Source organism: Actinoplanes sp. NPDC051537 (genome assembly GCF_055586105.1).
In genome coordinates, this window is the sequence record NZ_JBVJIU010000016.1 from 1 (window position 1) to 16023 (window position 16023).

General features: G+C 70.2%; 14 protein-coding genes, 1 tRNA gene, 1 rRNA gene and 1 pseudogene. 7 read left to right on the top strand and 10 right to left on the bottom strand.

What is annotated here, in order from left to right:
• The 4 genes and pseudogenes from rrf to ACZ6TB_RS33935 all read left to right on the top strand — a co-directional run.
• A 5S ribosomal RNA gene (rrf, locus tag ACZ6TB_RS33920) occupies positions 1-88 on the top strand; the annotation flags it as partial.
• Positions 89-157: 69 nt separating this feature from the next.
• Entirely contained in the window at positions 158-1150 is a 993-nt protein-coding gene (locus tag ACZ6TB_RS33925) for a nucleoside hydrolase (protein ID WP_465561518.1), read from the top strand.
• A 1065-nt stretch (positions 1151-2215) separates the two neighbouring features.
• Positions 2216-2451, top strand: a pseudogene (locus tag ACZ6TB_RS33930) (excisionase family DNA-binding protein).
• Positions 2451-3671, top strand: coding sequence for a site-specific integrase (locus ACZ6TB_RS33935; RefSeq protein WP_465561938.1), 1221 nt, complete (start codon positions 2451-2453; stop codon positions 3669-3671). The pseudogene ACZ6TB_RS33930 and the gene ACZ6TB_RS33935 overlap by 1 nt, the downstream one beginning before the upstream one ends.
• A 91-nt stretch (positions 3672-3762) precedes the next feature.
• Here ACZ6TB_RS33935 and ACZ6TB_RS33940 read toward each other — a convergent pair.
• From ACZ6TB_RS33940 to ACZ6TB_RS33965, 6 genes are all read right to left on the bottom strand, one after another.
• A tRNA-Lys gene (locus ACZ6TB_RS33940) sits at positions 3763-3837 on the bottom strand.
• A 69-nt stretch (positions 3838-3906) separates the two neighbouring features.
• A complete protein-coding gene (locus tag ACZ6TB_RS33945; protein WP_465561520.1) occupies positions 3907-5307 on the bottom strand; it encodes an amidase in 1401 nt (466 codons plus the stop codon).
• On the bottom strand, positions 5304-6437 hold the full coding sequence (locus tag ACZ6TB_RS33950) for a glycosyltransferase (RefSeq protein ID WP_465561522.1): 1134 nt from the start codon (positions 6435-6437) through the stop codon (positions 5304-5306). Before ACZ6TB_RS33950 ends, ACZ6TB_RS33945 begins: the two co-directional genes overlap by 4 nt.
• Positions 6434-7567, bottom strand: coding sequence for a glycosyltransferase family 4 protein (locus ACZ6TB_RS33955; RefSeq protein ID WP_465561523.1), 1134 nt, complete (start codon positions 7565-7567; stop codon positions 6434-6436). The genes ACZ6TB_RS33950 and ACZ6TB_RS33955 overlap by 4 nt, the downstream gene beginning before the upstream one ends.
• A 67-nt stretch (positions 7568-7634) precedes the next feature.
• Entirely contained in the window at positions 7635-8312 is a 678-nt protein-coding gene (locus ACZ6TB_RS33960; RefSeq protein ID WP_465561525.1) for an MBL fold metallo-hydrolase, read from the bottom strand.
• A gap of 7 nt (positions 8313-8319) precedes the next feature.
• Complete coding sequence (locus ACZ6TB_RS33965; RefSeq protein ID WP_465561940.1) at positions 8320-9216, bottom strand: acyl-CoA desaturase; 897 nt, start codon at positions 9214-9216, stop codon at positions 8320-8322.
• 257 nt (positions 9217-9473) lie between these two features.
• Here ACZ6TB_RS33965 and ACZ6TB_RS33970 point away from each other — a divergent pair, with 257 nt between their 5' ends.
• Positions 9474-10631, top strand: coding sequence for a cellulose-binding domain-containing protein (locus ACZ6TB_RS33970; protein WP_465561527.1), 1158 nt, complete (start codon positions 9474-9476; stop codon positions 10629-10631).
• 18 nt (positions 10632-10649) lie between these two features.
• On the opposite strand, the gene ACZ6TB_RS33975 is transcribed toward ACZ6TB_RS33970, so the two are convergent.
• The gene (locus tag ACZ6TB_RS33975) at positions 10650-11186 is read right to left on the bottom strand and encodes a DUF1269 domain-containing protein (protein WP_465561529.1); all 537 of its coding nucleotides are present in this window, start codon (positions 11184-11186) and stop codon (positions 10650-10652) included.
• A 62-nt stretch (positions 11187-11248) separates the two neighbouring features.
• Positions 11249-11860, bottom strand: a complete 612-nt coding sequence (locus tag ACZ6TB_RS33980; protein ID WP_465561531.1) for a TetR/AcrR family transcriptional regulator — start codon at positions 11858-11860, stop codon at positions 11249-11251.
• 104 nt (positions 11861-11964) lie between these two features.
• On the opposite strand from ACZ6TB_RS33980, the gene ACZ6TB_RS33985 reads away from it, so the two are divergent.
• The gene (locus ACZ6TB_RS33985; protein WP_465561532.1) at positions 11965-13572 is read left to right on the top strand and encodes an FAD-dependent monooxygenase; all 1608 of its coding nucleotides are present in this window, start codon (positions 11965-11967) and stop codon (positions 13570-13572) included.
• Here the strand turns inward: ACZ6TB_RS33985 and ACZ6TB_RS33990 are convergent.
• A complete protein-coding gene (locus ACZ6TB_RS33990) occupies positions 13531-14769 on the bottom strand; it encodes an MFS transporter (RefSeq protein ID WP_465561534.1) in 1239 nt (412 codons plus the stop codon). The genes ACZ6TB_RS33985 and ACZ6TB_RS33990 overlap by 42 nt on opposite strands.
• Position 14770: 1 nt before the next feature.
• The gene (locus ACZ6TB_RS33995) at positions 14771-15376 is read right to left on the bottom strand and encodes a winged helix-turn-helix domain-containing protein (protein WP_465561535.1); all 606 of its coding nucleotides are present in this window, start codon (positions 15374-15376) and stop codon (positions 14771-14773) included.
• Positions 15377-15509: 133 nt separating this feature from the next.
• Between ACZ6TB_RS33995 and ACZ6TB_RS34000 the strand changes: the two genes are divergently transcribed.
• Positions 15510-15959, top strand: coding sequence for a hypothetical protein (locus ACZ6TB_RS34000; protein ID WP_465561537.1), 450 nt, complete (start codon positions 15510-15512; stop codon positions 15957-15959).
• The last annotated feature ends 64 nt before the right edge of the window (positions 15960-16023 follow it).

A 16023-nucleotide genomic window follows, 5' to 3' on the forward strand; every position in this document is an offset into this window, starting at 1 on the left:
CGGTCTCATTCCGAACCCGGAAGCTAAGCCCTCCAGCGCCGATGGTACTGCACTCGGGAGGGTGTGGGAGAGTAGGACGCCGCCGGACTCAACGTAACGAAAGGCCCACCCCATCGGGGTGGGCCTTTCGTCGTTTAACAGGCCTATCGTCGTGGGGATGACGGACTCTTCGCGAGACGCTCGACAAGCGGTGCCGGTGATCCTGGATTGCGATCCGGGGCATGACGATGCGCTGGCCCTGCTGCTGGCCGTGGGCGACCCGCGGGTGCGGCTCCTCGGGGTCACCACCGTCGCCGGCAATCAGACGCTCGACAAGACGACCCGTAACGCACTGAAGATCCTCGCGCTGGCCGGCGTCGGTGACGAGCTCCCGGTGGCGGCCGGCTGCGATCGTCCGCTGGTGGGCCAGCTGATCGTCGCCGAGGACATCCACGGCTCGTCCGGCCTCGACGGTCCCCAGCTCGACGTGCCGGTCGCCCAGGTCGTCAACGTGCACGCGGTCGAGCTGATGCGCCGGCTGATCGTCGGCTCGCCCGAGCCGGTCACGCTGATCGCCACCGGACCGCTCACCAACGTCGCCCTGCTGCTGCGCTGTCATCCCGAGGTGCTGCCCCGAGTGCGGCAGCTGGTCTTCATGGGCGGTTCCACCGAGCGGGGCAACTCCACCCCGTACGGCGAATTCAATATCGTCACCGACCCCGAGGCCGCCGATATCGTCCTGCGCTCGGGCCTGCCCACCACCATGATCGGCCTGAACGTCACCCACCGCGCCCTGGCGACCACCGAGATCATCGCCGAGTTCCAGAGCATGGGCACCCGCCTGGGCGCCATCTGCGCCGAGCTGATGACCTTCTTCGCCGGCACCTACCGACGCGAGTTCGGCTTCGAGCACCCACCGGTACACGACCCGATAGCCGTGGCCGCCGTAATCGACCCGGCGATCCTCCGCACGATCGCCTCCCCGGTAGCGGTAGAGCTGGGCGGCACACACACCCGAGGCGCCACCGTCGTAGACCTGCATCGCCGCACGGGCCGAGCGCCAAACGCCGACGTAGCGGTAGCCCTGGACGTGCCCACCTTCTGGCGCCTGCTGATGACCGCGGTCCGAACCGTCGGCGCAGCCCCCCACCAACCGGCGGCCCGGAGGTGAAGCGAGGCCTCCACCCTGGCCGCGACGCGAGTGACGGTCGGGTCGAGAGTGGTCGTGTGACTATAGTCGCAGGCACGGGCCTCGTGACGCGGCCTGATTAGACGGCAAGGTTCCTGCCGGACATGCGCCGGAACGCCAACAACGTCCGGTTCGTGGACTTGTTTTTGTCTGTCGTCTCAACATCCAAGAACAGGAGCGGCAAGGCGAAGCCGTACCAGGTCAAGCAGGTCCTGGTCGCGATCAAGAAGCTGCAGGCGTGATCGTGAGCGTTCTTCCCAACTTCGGAACGCCTGAAGCCCCGGATCGGTCTTTTGCAACTAGAGGCGGTCCGAGGCTTTGTTGTGCTCGTCGCGCCTGCCGCCGGGCTGGAACCGCCGGCGCCGGGCCGCAGGTTTAGGCTTCCGGCGGTGGGCCCGGCCCGGCCCTGCTAGGCGGCGCGGGCGGCCCGTTCGCGGGTCGCCTCTTGAACCCGTACAGAAACTTCTCACAGAAATCGGGATCTACGTCGCTGAACCTGCTCTTTGAACGCCCGTGTGGAGATGCTGGACGATCGGATGGCTGCCGCGCCAGACTCATTGCGAGCGGAGCCGTCCAGCGGAGAGTGATTGTTGATGCGCAGCCATGACGAGCAAGTCCTGCGAACCACTCTGCCGGACATCGCGAGCGACTTCGGTGCGCTCGTGGCCGACCAGCTTGATCAAGAACAGGCAACGGCGCTTGATCACTCGTTGCGGAGGGTCCGCGAGGGGAACTCGGTCTCCGCGTTCCAGAGCGCTGCGCCCCAGCATGGCCGTGAGACCGGGTGATCGACACCTCTCCTGTCAAGCCGCGGCAATAGTTAACGCTTTAGTTCTGTTCGCTCTGCCATTCATCGGCCAAGACTGCGTAGAAAAGGGAGTCTCGCCAGCCGCCGTTAGTGAAGACGTGGTCGCGTATCCGACCTTCATACGCCATACCTAAACCGTGACGCGACGGCGATGGAGCCCGCGTTGTCGGGACCGATTGCCGACGAGGTCGGCTTGCTGGCCGTCCCACAGGTGCGGGAAGCCTTCGGTGCGGCGCCAGATGGTGCGTTGCAGGCGCAGGAAGCCGTCGGGCCCGCGACCGGGACGCGTCATCCAACCGCGCTGGTACTCCCCAGCTGAGGTGGCGGCGCTCCTGGGACATGGCCTGTCGAAAGTCAAAATGAAAATTGCCACCGGCGAACTGCGCTCAGTGAAGGACGGCAGCATCGCCGCATCCTGCCGGAATGGGTCGATGAATACATCCACGACCTGATCGAGCGGCAGGACGCGGCCTGATACCTGGCCGCGCCCGCGCCAACGGGGAAGGCTCCATCTATCCCTACCGCAACGGCTTCGCCGCCTACGTGTGGGTGGAAAAGCCCGATGGCACTCGAACCCGGAAGTACGTGTACGGGCAACGGCGCGAGGACGTCCACGAGAAGTGGCTCAAGCTGCATCAGCAAGCGAAGGCCGGCCCCATGGCCACGCGAGGTCTGACCGTGGCCGCCTATGCGACCTATTGGCTCCGCGAGATCGTGAAGCCGAACCTCGCGCCCGACACTTACGTCACCTACGAAACCCTCGCCCGGCTTTACATCATCCCCGGCATCGGCGCCCGCCGCCTCGATCGGCTACGCGTCAACGAAACCCAGACCTGGCTCAACGCGCTGCGGCGGCGCTGCCAATGCTGCGCCCAAGGAAAGGACCTCCGGCGGCCACCGCCGAAACGCCGCTGCTGCGCCGTCGGCCACTGCTGCCAAGACCTTCCGTCGGTCAATACCGTTGCCCACATCCGGCGAGTCCTGCGCACCCTACTGACCCAAGCCATCACCGACGGCCATATTCCTGTGAACATCGCCAAACGTGTCAAGGTCCCCACGGCCCGGAAGAAGAAGCGGCGAGCCTGGTCGAGCGACGAAGCACGGCGCTTCCTCGAATCGGCCCGGGACGACGACGATCCGCTCTACGCCGCGTACGTTCTCATCTTGGTCCACGGCCTGCGCAAGGGCGAAATGCTCGGCCTCACCTGGCCCGATGTCGACCTGACGGCATATGAACTCACCATCAACCTTCAGTTGCAACGCATCGGCAACCAATTGCTGCACCGGGAAACGAAAACCGAACAGTCCGAGGGCACACTCCCTCTCCCTGACGTCTGCGCCGTCGCGCTCCACCAGCGGCAGGCGATTCAGCAGACTCTGCGTGAGGCCGCCGGCCAAGCCTGGCAGGAGAACGGCTTCGTCATTACCACCCGCTATGGCACCCCGATCGAGCCGCGGAACTTCAACCGCTTCTGGAATCGGCGCTGTGACCTCGCCGGGGTACCCCGCATCACGGTCCGCGACGCCCGGCGCACCTGCGCCTCACTGCTGGCGGATCTCGACGTGCACCCGAGAGTCGCCATGCAGATCCTGCGGCACGCCCAGTTCGCGATCACGATGGAGATCTACACGGTGGTGTCCTCGGCCGCGACACGTGCGGCCCTGAAGAAGCTCGGCGAGTCTCTGGATCACTGACCACGCCGACCCTTACTGCTGTACTTCGCTGCTGTACCGGGCAGATCGGGTGGGATGCGTACCGGCCTACATGGGCCCTGACCAGGCGTTTTGGTGGGCCGCCGGGGACTCGAACCCCGAACCTAAGGATTAAAAGTCCTCAGCTCTGCCATTGAGCTAGCGGCCCGCGATCATAGAGTACCTGCGGTGTCCGGCGAATTTGCTCGGGCGGTCGGCAACCGCGTGTTTCGGCTGGTCACGGCAGGGATGGGCGGTGTCGGCCGTGGTGGGTGGCGGCCTCGAAGGCGGCGCCCACCTGGAGGGTCAGGCGGTCGGTTCGGGGGCGGGTGACTATCTGCAAACCGATCGGCAGACCGGTGGGGGTGAAGCCGGCGGGAACCGAGAGGGCGGGAGCGCCCAGCAGCGTCACGTGGTAGGCCGAGCGCATCCAGTCCAGGTAGGACTCCTGGGGGACGCCGGCCACCGAGTGCGGGTACTCCCAGTCGGCGGGGAACGGGGGGACCTGGCTCACGGGGGCCAGCAGGACGTCGTAACGGTCCCAGAATGCCAGGGACGCCTGCCACAGGCGGGACCACGCCTGCTGGGCGCGGCCCAGGTCGGCTCGGGTCAGCTTGCGGCCCTCCTCGATGTTCCAGGCCAGGGACGCCTTGAAGGCCGACGGGTGGGCGTCGTAGTCGGGGCCGAGGGCCAGATCGAACTGGTGGGCTCGGATCGTGCGGAAGATGAGCTCGGCCTCGGACAGGTCGGGGTCGGCCTCCTCCACCTGGCAGCCGAGCGAGGCGAACACCGAGACGGCGGGCGCGAGGACCTCGAGCACGGCCGGGTCGACGGGCAGGCCGCCGAGCGTGGGCGACCACGCGACCCGCAGGCCGGTGGGAAGGGAGTCCGCGAAGCCGGTGAAGGGGGTCTCCAGCGCTATCGGTGACCGTGCGTCGTACCCGGCCATCACCGAGAGCAGCAACGCCACGTCGCTGACCGTGCGGGCCATCGGGCCGGCCGTGGTCAGGGTGTCCCAGGGTGCGTCGGAGGGGAACGACGGGACGCGGCCGGGGGTCGGGCGGAAGCCGACGACGTTGCAGAAAGACGCGGGGTTGCGCAGCGAGCCGCCCATGTCGCCGCCGTCCGCGATCGGCTGGAGGCCCGCGGCCAGGGCGGCCGCGGCGCCGCCACTGCTGCCACCGGCGGAGCGATCCCGCGCGTACGGGTTCCGCGTCACGCCGAAGATCGGGTTGAACGTGTGGGAGCCGGCGCCGAACTCGGGCACGTTGGTCTTGCCGATGCGGATCGCGCCGGCGGCCTCGATGCGGGAGATGTGCAAGGCGTCGTGGTCGGGGATGAAAGAGGCAAGCAACGGTGAGCCGTACGTCGTACGCATGCCCCTGGTTTCGTGGGTGTCCTTGAACGCGATCGGCAGGCCGTGCAGGGGACCCGGCGCCTCGTACATGATCCGTTCGTCGGCGGCCACCGCGGCGTCGAGGGCGCCGGCCGGGTCGAGCGTGACGATCGCGTTGATCAGCGGATTGACCGTGTCGATGCGGGCCAGGAATGCGTCCACCACCTCGCGGGCGGACACCTCCCGGCGGCGGAGACGCTCGGCGAGATCGGTGGCGGTCAGATAGCACAGCTCGGATGTCATACCGACATCGTGCAGCGCATGCGGACCGCGGCCTCGTGTGCGGCAAGGAACCCGACCACCGACGCCGACCACGGGAACTTCTCGGCCTGGGCCCGAGCCCGGGCACGCCGCTCGTCCTCGGGGACCGCCAGCAGCCGGCGGACCGCCTGCGCGTAGGCCGGGCCCTCGCCCGCCGCCGCCAGGCCGGCCGAGCCGATCACCTCGGGCAGCGCGCTCTCCGAGCTCACCACCACCGGCGTGCCGCTGGCCAGCGTCTCCAGCGCGGCGAGCCCGAACGTCTCGATCGGGCCGGGCGCGATCGCCACGTCCACACTGGCCTGCAGCGTCGCCAGCTCGGCCGGATCGCTCACGTGCCCGAGGAAGCGCACCGGCAGACCTCGCTCGGCGGCCTCGTCCTGCAGCGTGTGCCGCAGGGGCCCGGCCCCGGCGACGACGAGCACCGCGCGTACGCCCGCCTGACGAAGACCCTCGACGGCCGCGAGCGAACGCCGGGGTTTCTTCTCCGGCGAAAGCCGGCCGCAGTGCAGCAGCAGCACGTCGTCGGGCGTGGCCCAGCGGGCGCGCATCTCGGGCGAGCGGCGGGACGGCGAGAAACGGTCGAGGTCGACGCCGAGCGGCACCCGCACCACGTTCGGCATGCCGATCCGCTCGAACTCGTTGGCCGCCCACTGGGTGGTGCAGACGATCTGGTCGTGGTCCTGGGCGGTGCGACGGTTGAGCACGTCGCCGATGCGCCGGCCGGACGCCGGGCCGAACAGCCGCAGCAGGCCGTCGAGGCTCTCGTGCGACACCATCATCGACGCCACGCCCTCGCGGCGCGCCCATCGGCCCAGCCAGCGCAGGGTGGTGCGGTCGCTGATCTCGATGCTGTCCGGCCGCAGCGTGCGCAGCATGGTGGCGAGGCGACGCCGTTCGAGCAGCACGCGGTAGCCGCCGACGCCGGGCACCAGCGGCCCGGGCAGCGTGATGACCCGGCCCTGCGGCGTCTGCTCGTCGGCGAACTCCGGCCCGGGAATGACCATCATCGACTCGTGCCCGGCGTCCCGGTAGCCGGTGCCGAGATGACGCAACGCCGTCTTGAGGCCACCCGACCGGGGCGCCACGAAATTCGCCACCCGCACGATCCTCACGCGGCCACCGCCATCACCGAGTTACCGCACACGGCCTCATAGTGCCCGATCAGTTCCTCGCCAACCGCCGACCAGCTGCGGCCTTGGATCGCCACCCGGCCGGCGGCGCCGAACATGGCCCGTTTCGAAGGATCGGCGGCCAGATCGCGTACGGCGTCGGTGAAGCCTTTTGCCTCGAAGGGCGGCACCAGATAACCGGACCGCCCGTGGTGCACGAGATCGACCGGACCGCCCGCGTTCGGCGCCACCACCGGCAACCCGCTGGCCATCGCCTCCTGCACCGCCTGACCGAACGTCTCGTACGGCCCGGTGTGCGCGAAGATGTCGAGGCTCGCGTAGATGCGCGCCAGCTGGAGGCCGCGCCGCACGCCGAGGAAATGGGCGCGGGGGAGAGCCTTGCGCAGGGCGGGACCGGCCGGGCCGTCGCCGACGATCACCAGGCGTACGCCGGGCAGGCGGCTGACCTCCTCGAGCAGGTCGATCTGCTTCTCCACCGCCAGGCGGCCCACGAATCCGACGACCACCTCGCCGTTCGGCGCCAGCGCGCGTCGCAGGCCGTCGCTGCGCCGGCCGGGATGGAACTGCACGTCGTCGACGCCGCGCCGCCACAGGTGGATGCGCTCCACCCCGTGCGCGCCGAGCGCCGCGCCCGACTCGGTGGAAGGCACGAGCGTGCGCGCGGCCGAGTTGTGCACCGTGCGGATCCAGCGCCACGCGGCGCCCTCGGTCATGCCGACCTTGTAGGCGCGGGCGTAGGCGGCCACATCGGTCTGGTAGACGGCGACCGCCGGCAGCCTCAGCGACCTGGCCGCCGCCGCGCCCCACGCGCCGAGGAAGAACGGGCTGGCCAGGTGCACCACATCGGTGCCGTGCGCCTTCAGCGCGCCGGTCATCGTGGGCGTGGGCAGACCCAGCCGGACCTGCGGGTAGCCGGGCATCGGCAGTGAGGCGATCCGGACCACCTCGTAGGGCACGTCGACCCGGGCATCGCGCAGCGCCGGCGGCGGCTGCGGGGCGATCACCATCGGCTGGTGCCCGCGACGCATCAGATGTTCGGCCGCTCGCACTACCGAGTGCGCGACCCCGTTGACATCCGGCAGGAAGGACTCCGTGACCAGAGCGACTCGCATACCGTCACGATGATCTGCGCCGATGTCCGGCACATCACATTGCCGTTAGCCGATTCCCGAACACAACTCAAACGCCGAGGGTGCTCGCGTACGCGCGGAACCGCTCGACCGCCCGGCCGCTGACCGCCTGGCCGTGGCCGAACACGGCGTTCTCGAAGTCGTGCGACGCCAGCTTGACCACGCTGCGGTCGAGCTCGTCGACGTTTTCCGCGGCGGACCGTGGCGCGCTGCCGACCTCGCCCTTCTTGCCGGCCGCCGCGTCGCCCGCGAACAGCACGCCGCCGGCCCGGTCGAGCAGGAACGAGACGTGCCCGCGGGTGTGGCCGGGGGTGTGCAGGGCGGTGAAGCCCGGGATCGGCTCGGACTCGTCGACCGAGATCACCTGGTCGATCTTCGTGGGCGCGGCGGTCATGAACCGGCCGACCAGGCGGACCAGTGCCCGCTTCGGCTCGGCCCGAGTGGCGCCGCTGATGATGGTGGCGTCGGCGGCATGGGCCACGACCCGGGCGCCCGAGCGGGTGCGCAGATCGGCGACGTTGCCGGTGTGGTCGAAATGATGATGCGTGAGCAGGATCGTGCGTACGTCGCCGATCTGCTTCTTGATCTCGTGCAGCGCCTTCTCGATGCGCGCCGAACGCCGGGGCAGGCCGGTGTCGACCAGCACGACACCGTCGTCGGTCAGGACCAGATGCACATTGACGAAACCGAGGCTGAGCTCGAAGACGCCGTCGACCACTTCTCGCACCCGGCCATTATGCCGCCTTGGTCAGCTTCGCCAGCCGTTCCGGCGTCGGCCAGCGCACGTCGTGGGCCCAGCCGAGCCGCTCGAAGATCCAGATGACCCGGGCCGAGATGTCGATCTGGCCGGGCCGCACACCGTGCCGGGCCTGCGTCGGGTCGGCGTGGTGCAGGTTGTGCCAGGCCTCGCCCATGCTCAGAATGGCCAGCGGCCAGAAGTTCGCCGACTTGTCGCGGGCCGCGAACGGCCGCTCGCCGATCATGTGGCAGACCGAGTTGACCGACCACGTGACGTGGTGCAGGAACGTGATGCGCACCAGGCCGGCCCAGAAGAACGCGGTCAGCGCGCCCGCCCAGGACCAGGTGATCAGGCCGCCGAGCAGGGCCGGGGCGACCAGCGTCGCGATCGTCAGCGGGCCGAACAGCCGGTGCACGATGCGCAGGTCGCGGTCGTCGAGCAGATCCGGAGCGAACCGTTCCTGGTTGGTCAGGTCGCGGTCGAGGATCCAGCCGAGGTGGGCGTGCCAGAAGCCGCGGGCGAGCGCGGCCGGCGAGGTGCCGAACAGCCAGGGCGAGTGCGGGTCGCCCTCCTTGTCGGAGAACGCGTGGTGCCGCCGGTGGTCGGCCACCCAGTGCAGGATCGGGCCCTGCACGGCCATGCTCCCGGCGACGGCCAGGGCCAGCCGGAGCGGGCGCTTGGCCTTGAACGAGCCGTGCGTGAAGTAGCGGTGGTAGCCGACCGTGGTGCCGAGGCAGGTCAGCACGTAGAAGCCGGCCGCGAGGGCCAGGTCGAGCCCGCTCAGGCCGTGTCCCCAGGCGAGCGGGACGGCCGCGAGCAGCGCCACGAACGGGACGATGACGAAGACGTAGACGGTGATGTGCGCGGGCATCGGCCGACGTCCGGCCAGCATGGTCTTGGACAAATGATCACCTCGTACCGGACGCTACAGGCCCTCGGCGGACGGCGGGCCTCGCTGCGGGGAACCCGGGCATGCCATCCCGTGAATCCCCCGCGCCGGTGATTCATTGACGTCTATTTATGCTGGAAGTAGCCTGTCTGCGGAACGGTGCCACGGTCTCATTCTCTCGAGGGCTCGTCGAGAAAGGACCTCCGATGAGACGTCGCGCCGTTTGGGCGCTTGCCTGCCTGCTGGCCGCATTCTCGGTCGTGGGCGTGCTGAAGCCGGCCTATGCCGCGGTCGGGTGCCGGGTCGCCTACACGATCCCGAGCCAGTGGCAGGGCGGCTTCCAGGCCTCCGTCACCATTTCCAACCTGGGCGACCCGCTGAACGGCTGGACGCTCGGGTTCACGTTCCCCAACTCCGCCCAGAAAGTGAGTCAGGGCTGGAACGCCACCTGGGCGCAATCGGGTCAGGCGGTGACCGCGGCCAGTGTCAGCTGGAATGGGGCGGTCGCCTCCGGTGGCACGGTCAGTATCGGGTTCACGGGCGCTTGGAGCGGGTCGAACCCTTCTCCGGCCGGTTTCACCATCAATGGCACGGCCTGCACCGGTGGCACCACGCCGACCACCCCGGCCACGCCGACCACTCTCCCCACGACGCCTCCGGCCGGGGATTCCTGGAACCCGCCGTCGAACCTGGCCGGGCCGCTCGCCTCCGTCTGGTCGCACGAGGAGCAGACGTACAGCGATCTCTATGGGTTCAGGAACTACGGCTGGGACCAGCTGGTCGCCGGCGCCGGGGCGATCAATTACTGCGTTCGCTGGGACTCGACCGCGCACGTGACGGCCGCCCAGCGCGATGCCGTGGCGGCCGCCCTGCAACGGCAGTACCAGAAGTGGATGGACCAGATGCTCGACAACGGCGCCGGCTGGAACAACTGGCCGTACAAACAGGTGCCGGTGAAGGTCGTCGGCTGGGCGGTACGCGATCGGTCACAGCTCGAATGGACCGACAGCTCGGTCGACGTCTATGTCAATAACATCCGGGAAAACGCGCCGCAGTGCAGCGAGCCCTGTGGTCGGTTCTTCCATCAGGACGGGAACTATTCGGGGTGCCCGGGCGGCGCCTCCCACCATTACGACCATTCGCTGTGGCTCACCGCGGGCTTCAGCGGCGGGGCCGGTGGCGACTGGGGTCAGCGGATCGGCTCCGAGTACTTCATGAGCAATCTGAGCACGGAAAACATCCACATTTTGCTGCATGAAATGGGACATACGTACGGGTTGGATGACTTCTACGATTGGGACCCGCTGCCCGGGCAAGGCTTCATCATGAAGGCCGGCAGCGCCACGCAGATCACCGAGTTCGACAAGTGGATGCTGCGCGACTTCTGGCGGCACCTGAAGAGCCGATACGGCCGGTGACGGAACCGCCGGCGTCCCTCACGCGGGGGCGCCGGCGGCCTTCGCGTCCTGCTCGATCTCGGCCGTGTCCGCCTTGAGCTGCTTGGCCTCGACCTTCTGGGCGTGCTTCATGGCCCGCTCGACCTTCGCGCCGATGTCCGACGCCGCCACCACGACCAGCGCCGCCTGGCCCTCGTCGAGCCGCTCGCCGAGCTCCTTGAGGTCTTGCCGGCTCATCCCGGACGCCGCGTGGCCGGCCACCGCGCCGAGGATCGCCCCGCCACCGGTCGTCGCCGCGAGCAGCCCGCCCCCGATCGCCGCGAACGGGAACAGCGCCACGACCAGGCCGGTCGCGAGCCCGATCCCGCCGCCGAGCACGCCGCCGACCCGGGTGGGCGTCTCGTGCTTCTTGACAATCTTGGTCTTCCCGCCTTCTCGGCGCTCGATGACCGCCGCGTCGTACGCGTCGATCAGGTGCGCCTCCCGATGCAGCTCCTTGACCAGGTCGTAGTCGGCCTCGGCGTCCTCGACGCTCGGATAGACCCCGGCATAAACCATGAACGTATCGAAAGCCATCGTTTCGCCTCCTCGGGCGATGCAGGTGCCGAAAGGGTCCCGTGCGCCGCGCCGGGCTCGCCTCATCCCGCGGTGATGACCCGATGTGCGCGCACGATCAGGTCGGCCGTCCGGGTCGCGATCGCCCGGCTCTGATCCCTGGTCAGGCGCCTGGTTCCCCAGGACGTGGCCAGCCGCCCCTCGGTGACCAGCAGCAGGGCGAACTGCCGCGCGGCCAGCTCGGGATCGGGCACGTCGAGAGTGCCCGCGTCGTGGCAGCGGCGCAGGTAGCCGGCGACCTCGTCGTCGAGAACCGAGGCGGGGCCGTCGTTCCAGTGCCGGTTGAGCCCGGGGTGGGCGGCTATTTCGCCGACGGTGATCCGGTGCAGGGCGGCGACCGCGGGGGACAGGGCGACGCCGAGGATGCGCTCGCCCGCCCGGATCAGCTCGTCGGCCGGGGCATCGGTCGGGGCGAGGACTTTCGGGGCCTTGAGGGCGGACGTGCGGCGTGCCTCGTCGACGGCGGCGAGGAAGAGGGCCTCCTTGCCGCCGAAGTGCCGATAGACCGTCTGCTTGCCCACGCCGGCGGTGGCGGCGATCTCGTCGATGCTCACCGCGTAGCCCGAGTGGAGGAACGCCGCGATCGCGGCCTCGACGATGGCCTGGCGCTTGGCCTGGGACGGGATGCCGGTCATGCCCGCCATTCTAGCCATCCCTAGACGAGACCGTCTCGTCTCGTTATGGTAGGCCGGCAAGACGAGACGGCCTCGTCTCATGATGGCCGGAACGGGGTGGCACGGTGGACGCTGATGTTGTGGTGGTGGGAGCGGGGCCGGTGGGGTTGTTGCTCGCGGCTGAGCTGGCGCTCGCTGGGGTGCGGCCGATCGTGCTGGAGCGGCTCGACGCACCGGACGGCGCGGATGGCGTGGGCGGCGCGGCGGGCGCGGCGGGCGTGGGCGGCGCGGTGGGCGCGGCGGGTGGGGGCGGCGCGAGCATGGGCGGCGCGGGCGGCGCGTGTGTGGACGCCGCGGGCGGAGTGGGAGCGGGCGATGGCGGGGGTGTGAGTGCGGGCGGCGCGGATGGCTCGGGCGGGCGCGGGAACGGGCCGGCGAGGCCGCCGCGCGCGCGGGGGATCGGGCCGCTTGCGGCCGAGGCGTTGCGGCGGCGCGGGCTGGGCGCGGCGCTGGATCGGGAGCAGGAGCGCGGCCTGCGGAAACTCGCTCGGGACCACGGGACGACCAAGTCGCACTTCGCGTGGATCCACAAGCTTGACCCGGCGGCGGCCGATCCGGGGCGGCGTGGGGCGCTGGTCGAGCAGGCCGTGCTCGAGGGGATTCTGCGGCGGCATCTGGCGGGGCTCGGCGTCGAGGTGCGCTACGGGCAGACGGTCACCGGCGTCCGCGGCGAACTTGGCCAGGTGGTGGTGACCAGCGAAAACCAGCGGTTCACCGCCGGGTGGGTGGTCGGTTGCGATGGCGGCCACAGCGCCGTACGGAAGATGGCCGGGTTTGAGTTCTCCGGGACACCGCCCCTCATGACCGTACGGCGGGCTCGCGCGCGGGTCGGCGATCCGTCGATGCTTCCGGCGCCGGGGCGGCTGCCGGGCGGGACGTTGCTCTATGACGAGCACAGCATCGCGACCTTCGACTTCTCCGCGTCTGAAGTGGACCGGGCGGCGCCGCTCTCGGCCGCGGAGATCGGGGCCAGCGTGCGGCGGGTGACCGGCGTCGACGTGGCGATCGAGGACTTCCGGGGCGGGCTGCGCTTCACCGATCAGGCCCGGCAGTCCGACACCTACCGGCTCGGGCGCGTGCTGCTGGCCGGCGACGCGGCGCACGTCCACTCGCCGAACGGTGGGCAGGGGCTCAATCTCGGGCTCATGGACGCCATGAACCTCGGCTGGAAGCTGGCGTCGGTCGTGCGCGGCGAGGCCCCGGAGGCGCTGCTCGACACCTACACCGCCGAGCGGCACCCGGTGGGTGCGGCCGTGCTGGCGAACACCCGGGCCCAGTCGGCGCTGCTCGCGCCGGGGCCACACGTCGACGCGCTGCGCGAGGTGTTCTCCGGGCTGATGGATCTGCCCGAGGTCAACCAGCATCTGTGCCGGCTGATCTCGGGGGTGACGACTCGTTATCCGATGCCGTATCCGACCGCCAACGAACGGACCGGCACGCACTCCCCGCCCCTGGTCGTCGACGGGACGCCGCTCGAGGACCTCACGACCGCCGGGAGGTGGCTGCTGCTGCACCCGCGGGCGAAGGACTTCGACACCGGCGGCCGGGCCGACGCGATCACCGTGGCCGCCGCAGACGCCATGCTCCTGCGGCCGGACGGCGTGATCGCCTGGGCCGAGGGGGATGGCGACCTAGGCCGCGCGCTCGAGGAGTGGCTCGGCCCGGGTCGCTGAGGCGGCCGGTCGCGGGAGCAGGGCCAGCGCCAGGAGGCCGGCCGTCAGGTAGCCGGCGCCCTGGATGGCGATCACCGGGACGATGCCGGCGTGCGCGGGCAGGGCGCCGGCCAGAGCGATGCCGACCAGCATGGCGGCCGCCTTCAGGGCGGTGATCGCGCCGAAGACCCGGCCGCGGTGGGCGTCCGACGTGGCCGTCTGAAATACGGTGACCAGGCCGGCCACGGTCAGCGCGCCGGGCAGGCCGACCAGCACCATGATGACCAGGGCCGGCCAGATCGCGGTGAGCAGCAGCGGGTAGAGGAACAGCGCGAGGTCGAGCAGGCCGAAGACGACCGCGCCGCCGCCGAGCAGCAGGCGGGGCGGGAAGCGGTGGCCGATCAGGGTGGCGACCATGCCGCCGGCCAGGCCGCCCACCGCCTGGACGGCCATGATCGTGCCGAAGATCTGGTTGCCGCCGTGCAGCACGTCGCGGACGAACGGCGCCATCAGCGTCATCATGATGGCCTCGCCGACGCCGGTGATCAGGGCGAACCCGAGCAGGGTCCGCAGCGTGCGGCTGGACAGAGCTACCCGCGTACCCTCTCGCCATTCCTTGAGCAGATGCGGCGTCGCCGTCGCCGTCGCGCCCGCCCGGACCACCCGATGCCTGATCGCCGCCAGCAGGGCGGCGGCCACCGCGAAGGTGGCCGCATCGGCCAGCGTGATCAGCCGGATGCCGCCGGCGGCCGCCAGCACCCCGCCCAGCGCCGCGCCGGTCAGCCGCGCCACGTCGCGCGCCTGGCCGTTCAGCGCGTTCGCGGTGACCAGCTCGCGCTCCGCGACCAGGGACGGGACCAGCGCGGCCTCGGCCGACGCGAAGCAGACCGCGAGCGTGCTCTGCACGGCGGCCACCGCGTAGACGATCGGCGCGCGCCCGGGCTGGTCGACCAGCAGCAGCGGGAGCAGGGTGCCGGCGAGCAGCAGGTTGCAGAGGATCATCGTGCGCCGGCGGTCCCACCGGTCGGCCAGCACGCCGGCGAACGAGCCGAGCGCCACCTGCGGAATCAGCGCCGCGAGGACCATGGCGGCGGACGCGATCGTCGACCCGGTGAGCACATAGACCTGGTACGCCAGGCCGGCGTTGAGGATCCAGTCGCCGGTGAACGAGACGAAGTTCGCCGCGAGCAGCAGCCGGTAGTCGCGGTTGCGGAGCATGTCAGCCTCCCGTGGCCGTCGGCCGCAACGGGACGGCGACCAGCGTGACGTCGATCGGAACGGCATCGGCCGGGCGGCTCGCCGGGTCGCCGATCGGGCGCCGCCGGACCAGCGGGTCGATCAGCGCGGACCAGGCGCGGCTCAGCTCGGCCATCTCGTCGAGGGTCAGGTAGACCAGGCTCTGCGAGATGCCGGTGTGCTCGGTCCAGGCCGGATCCTCCTCGCCGCGGCGCTGCTGCCAGTCGGTGAGGAAGGCGGCGCTGCGCTCGATCAGGACGCGCTCGAGGGCCTCGGCCGCCTCCTGCGCGTCGGCCGAGTCGCCGGGCTCGAAGCGGTTGGAGGTGTGGGTGACCCGCCACGGCCGCTCCCGGTTGTCGCCGGCGTCGGCGTGCTCGACGTAGCCGTATTTGGCCAGCTGACGCAGGTGGTGCGAGGCGAGCGCCTGGCTCACGCCGAGCTGACGGGCGGCCTCGGCCGCGGTGACCGAACCCTCGCGGCCGACCAGCGCGTGCAGCTTGAGCCGCAGCGGATGGGCGAGCGCCCGCAGCGCCAGCGGGTCGCCGACGACACGCCGGTCGTCGGCCTCACGGCCCGATTCCAAAGACATGCTTGGAATATTGCGCCCGTCGATGAGCGATGTCAAGCAAGTGTTTGGAATCCACATCGGTAGGGTTAGCCGGATCGGCCAGTTCCGGGAAATCCGCTGGTCAGCGCCGGGAAAGCCGGTCACTATCGGATCCGTGGAATACGGGGTCGAACAGTTGAGCGCGGGGTTCCGCGCCATGAACATGCTGGCCGGGTTCGTCCGGCGGGGCGGCCATCCGGCGGGGGTGGCGCCGACCATCCCGCTGCGGCCTTCCGAGAAGCAGTACGGGTGGTTCCCCGTCACCGTGGACGGGACCGATCGGCGGATCGCGGTCATCACGAACCTGCGGCTGATCGTCGGTCTCGGCGAGGAATATCCACTCTGGCTCATCACCCGGGTGCGGCCCGTTCCCGGGGAGTGGTCGGTGACGCTCGAGCTGCGTGGGCGCCCGCCGCTGACGCTGAGCGGGCCGTGGGTGCCGTGGTTGAGCGTCGTGATCTGTGCCGAGCTGTACGGGACGGCGTGGCCGCCGGCATCCGAGGTGACAGCCACCGTCCCCGCGCCGCGCCGCCGCCAGGTCGCGACCTGTCCGAGCCGCCGGTGATCTTCGGCTAACAGTGCGAAAAAAGCTGATGGCGGCCATAGACCGGCGCGCCCGTCGGCTGCGA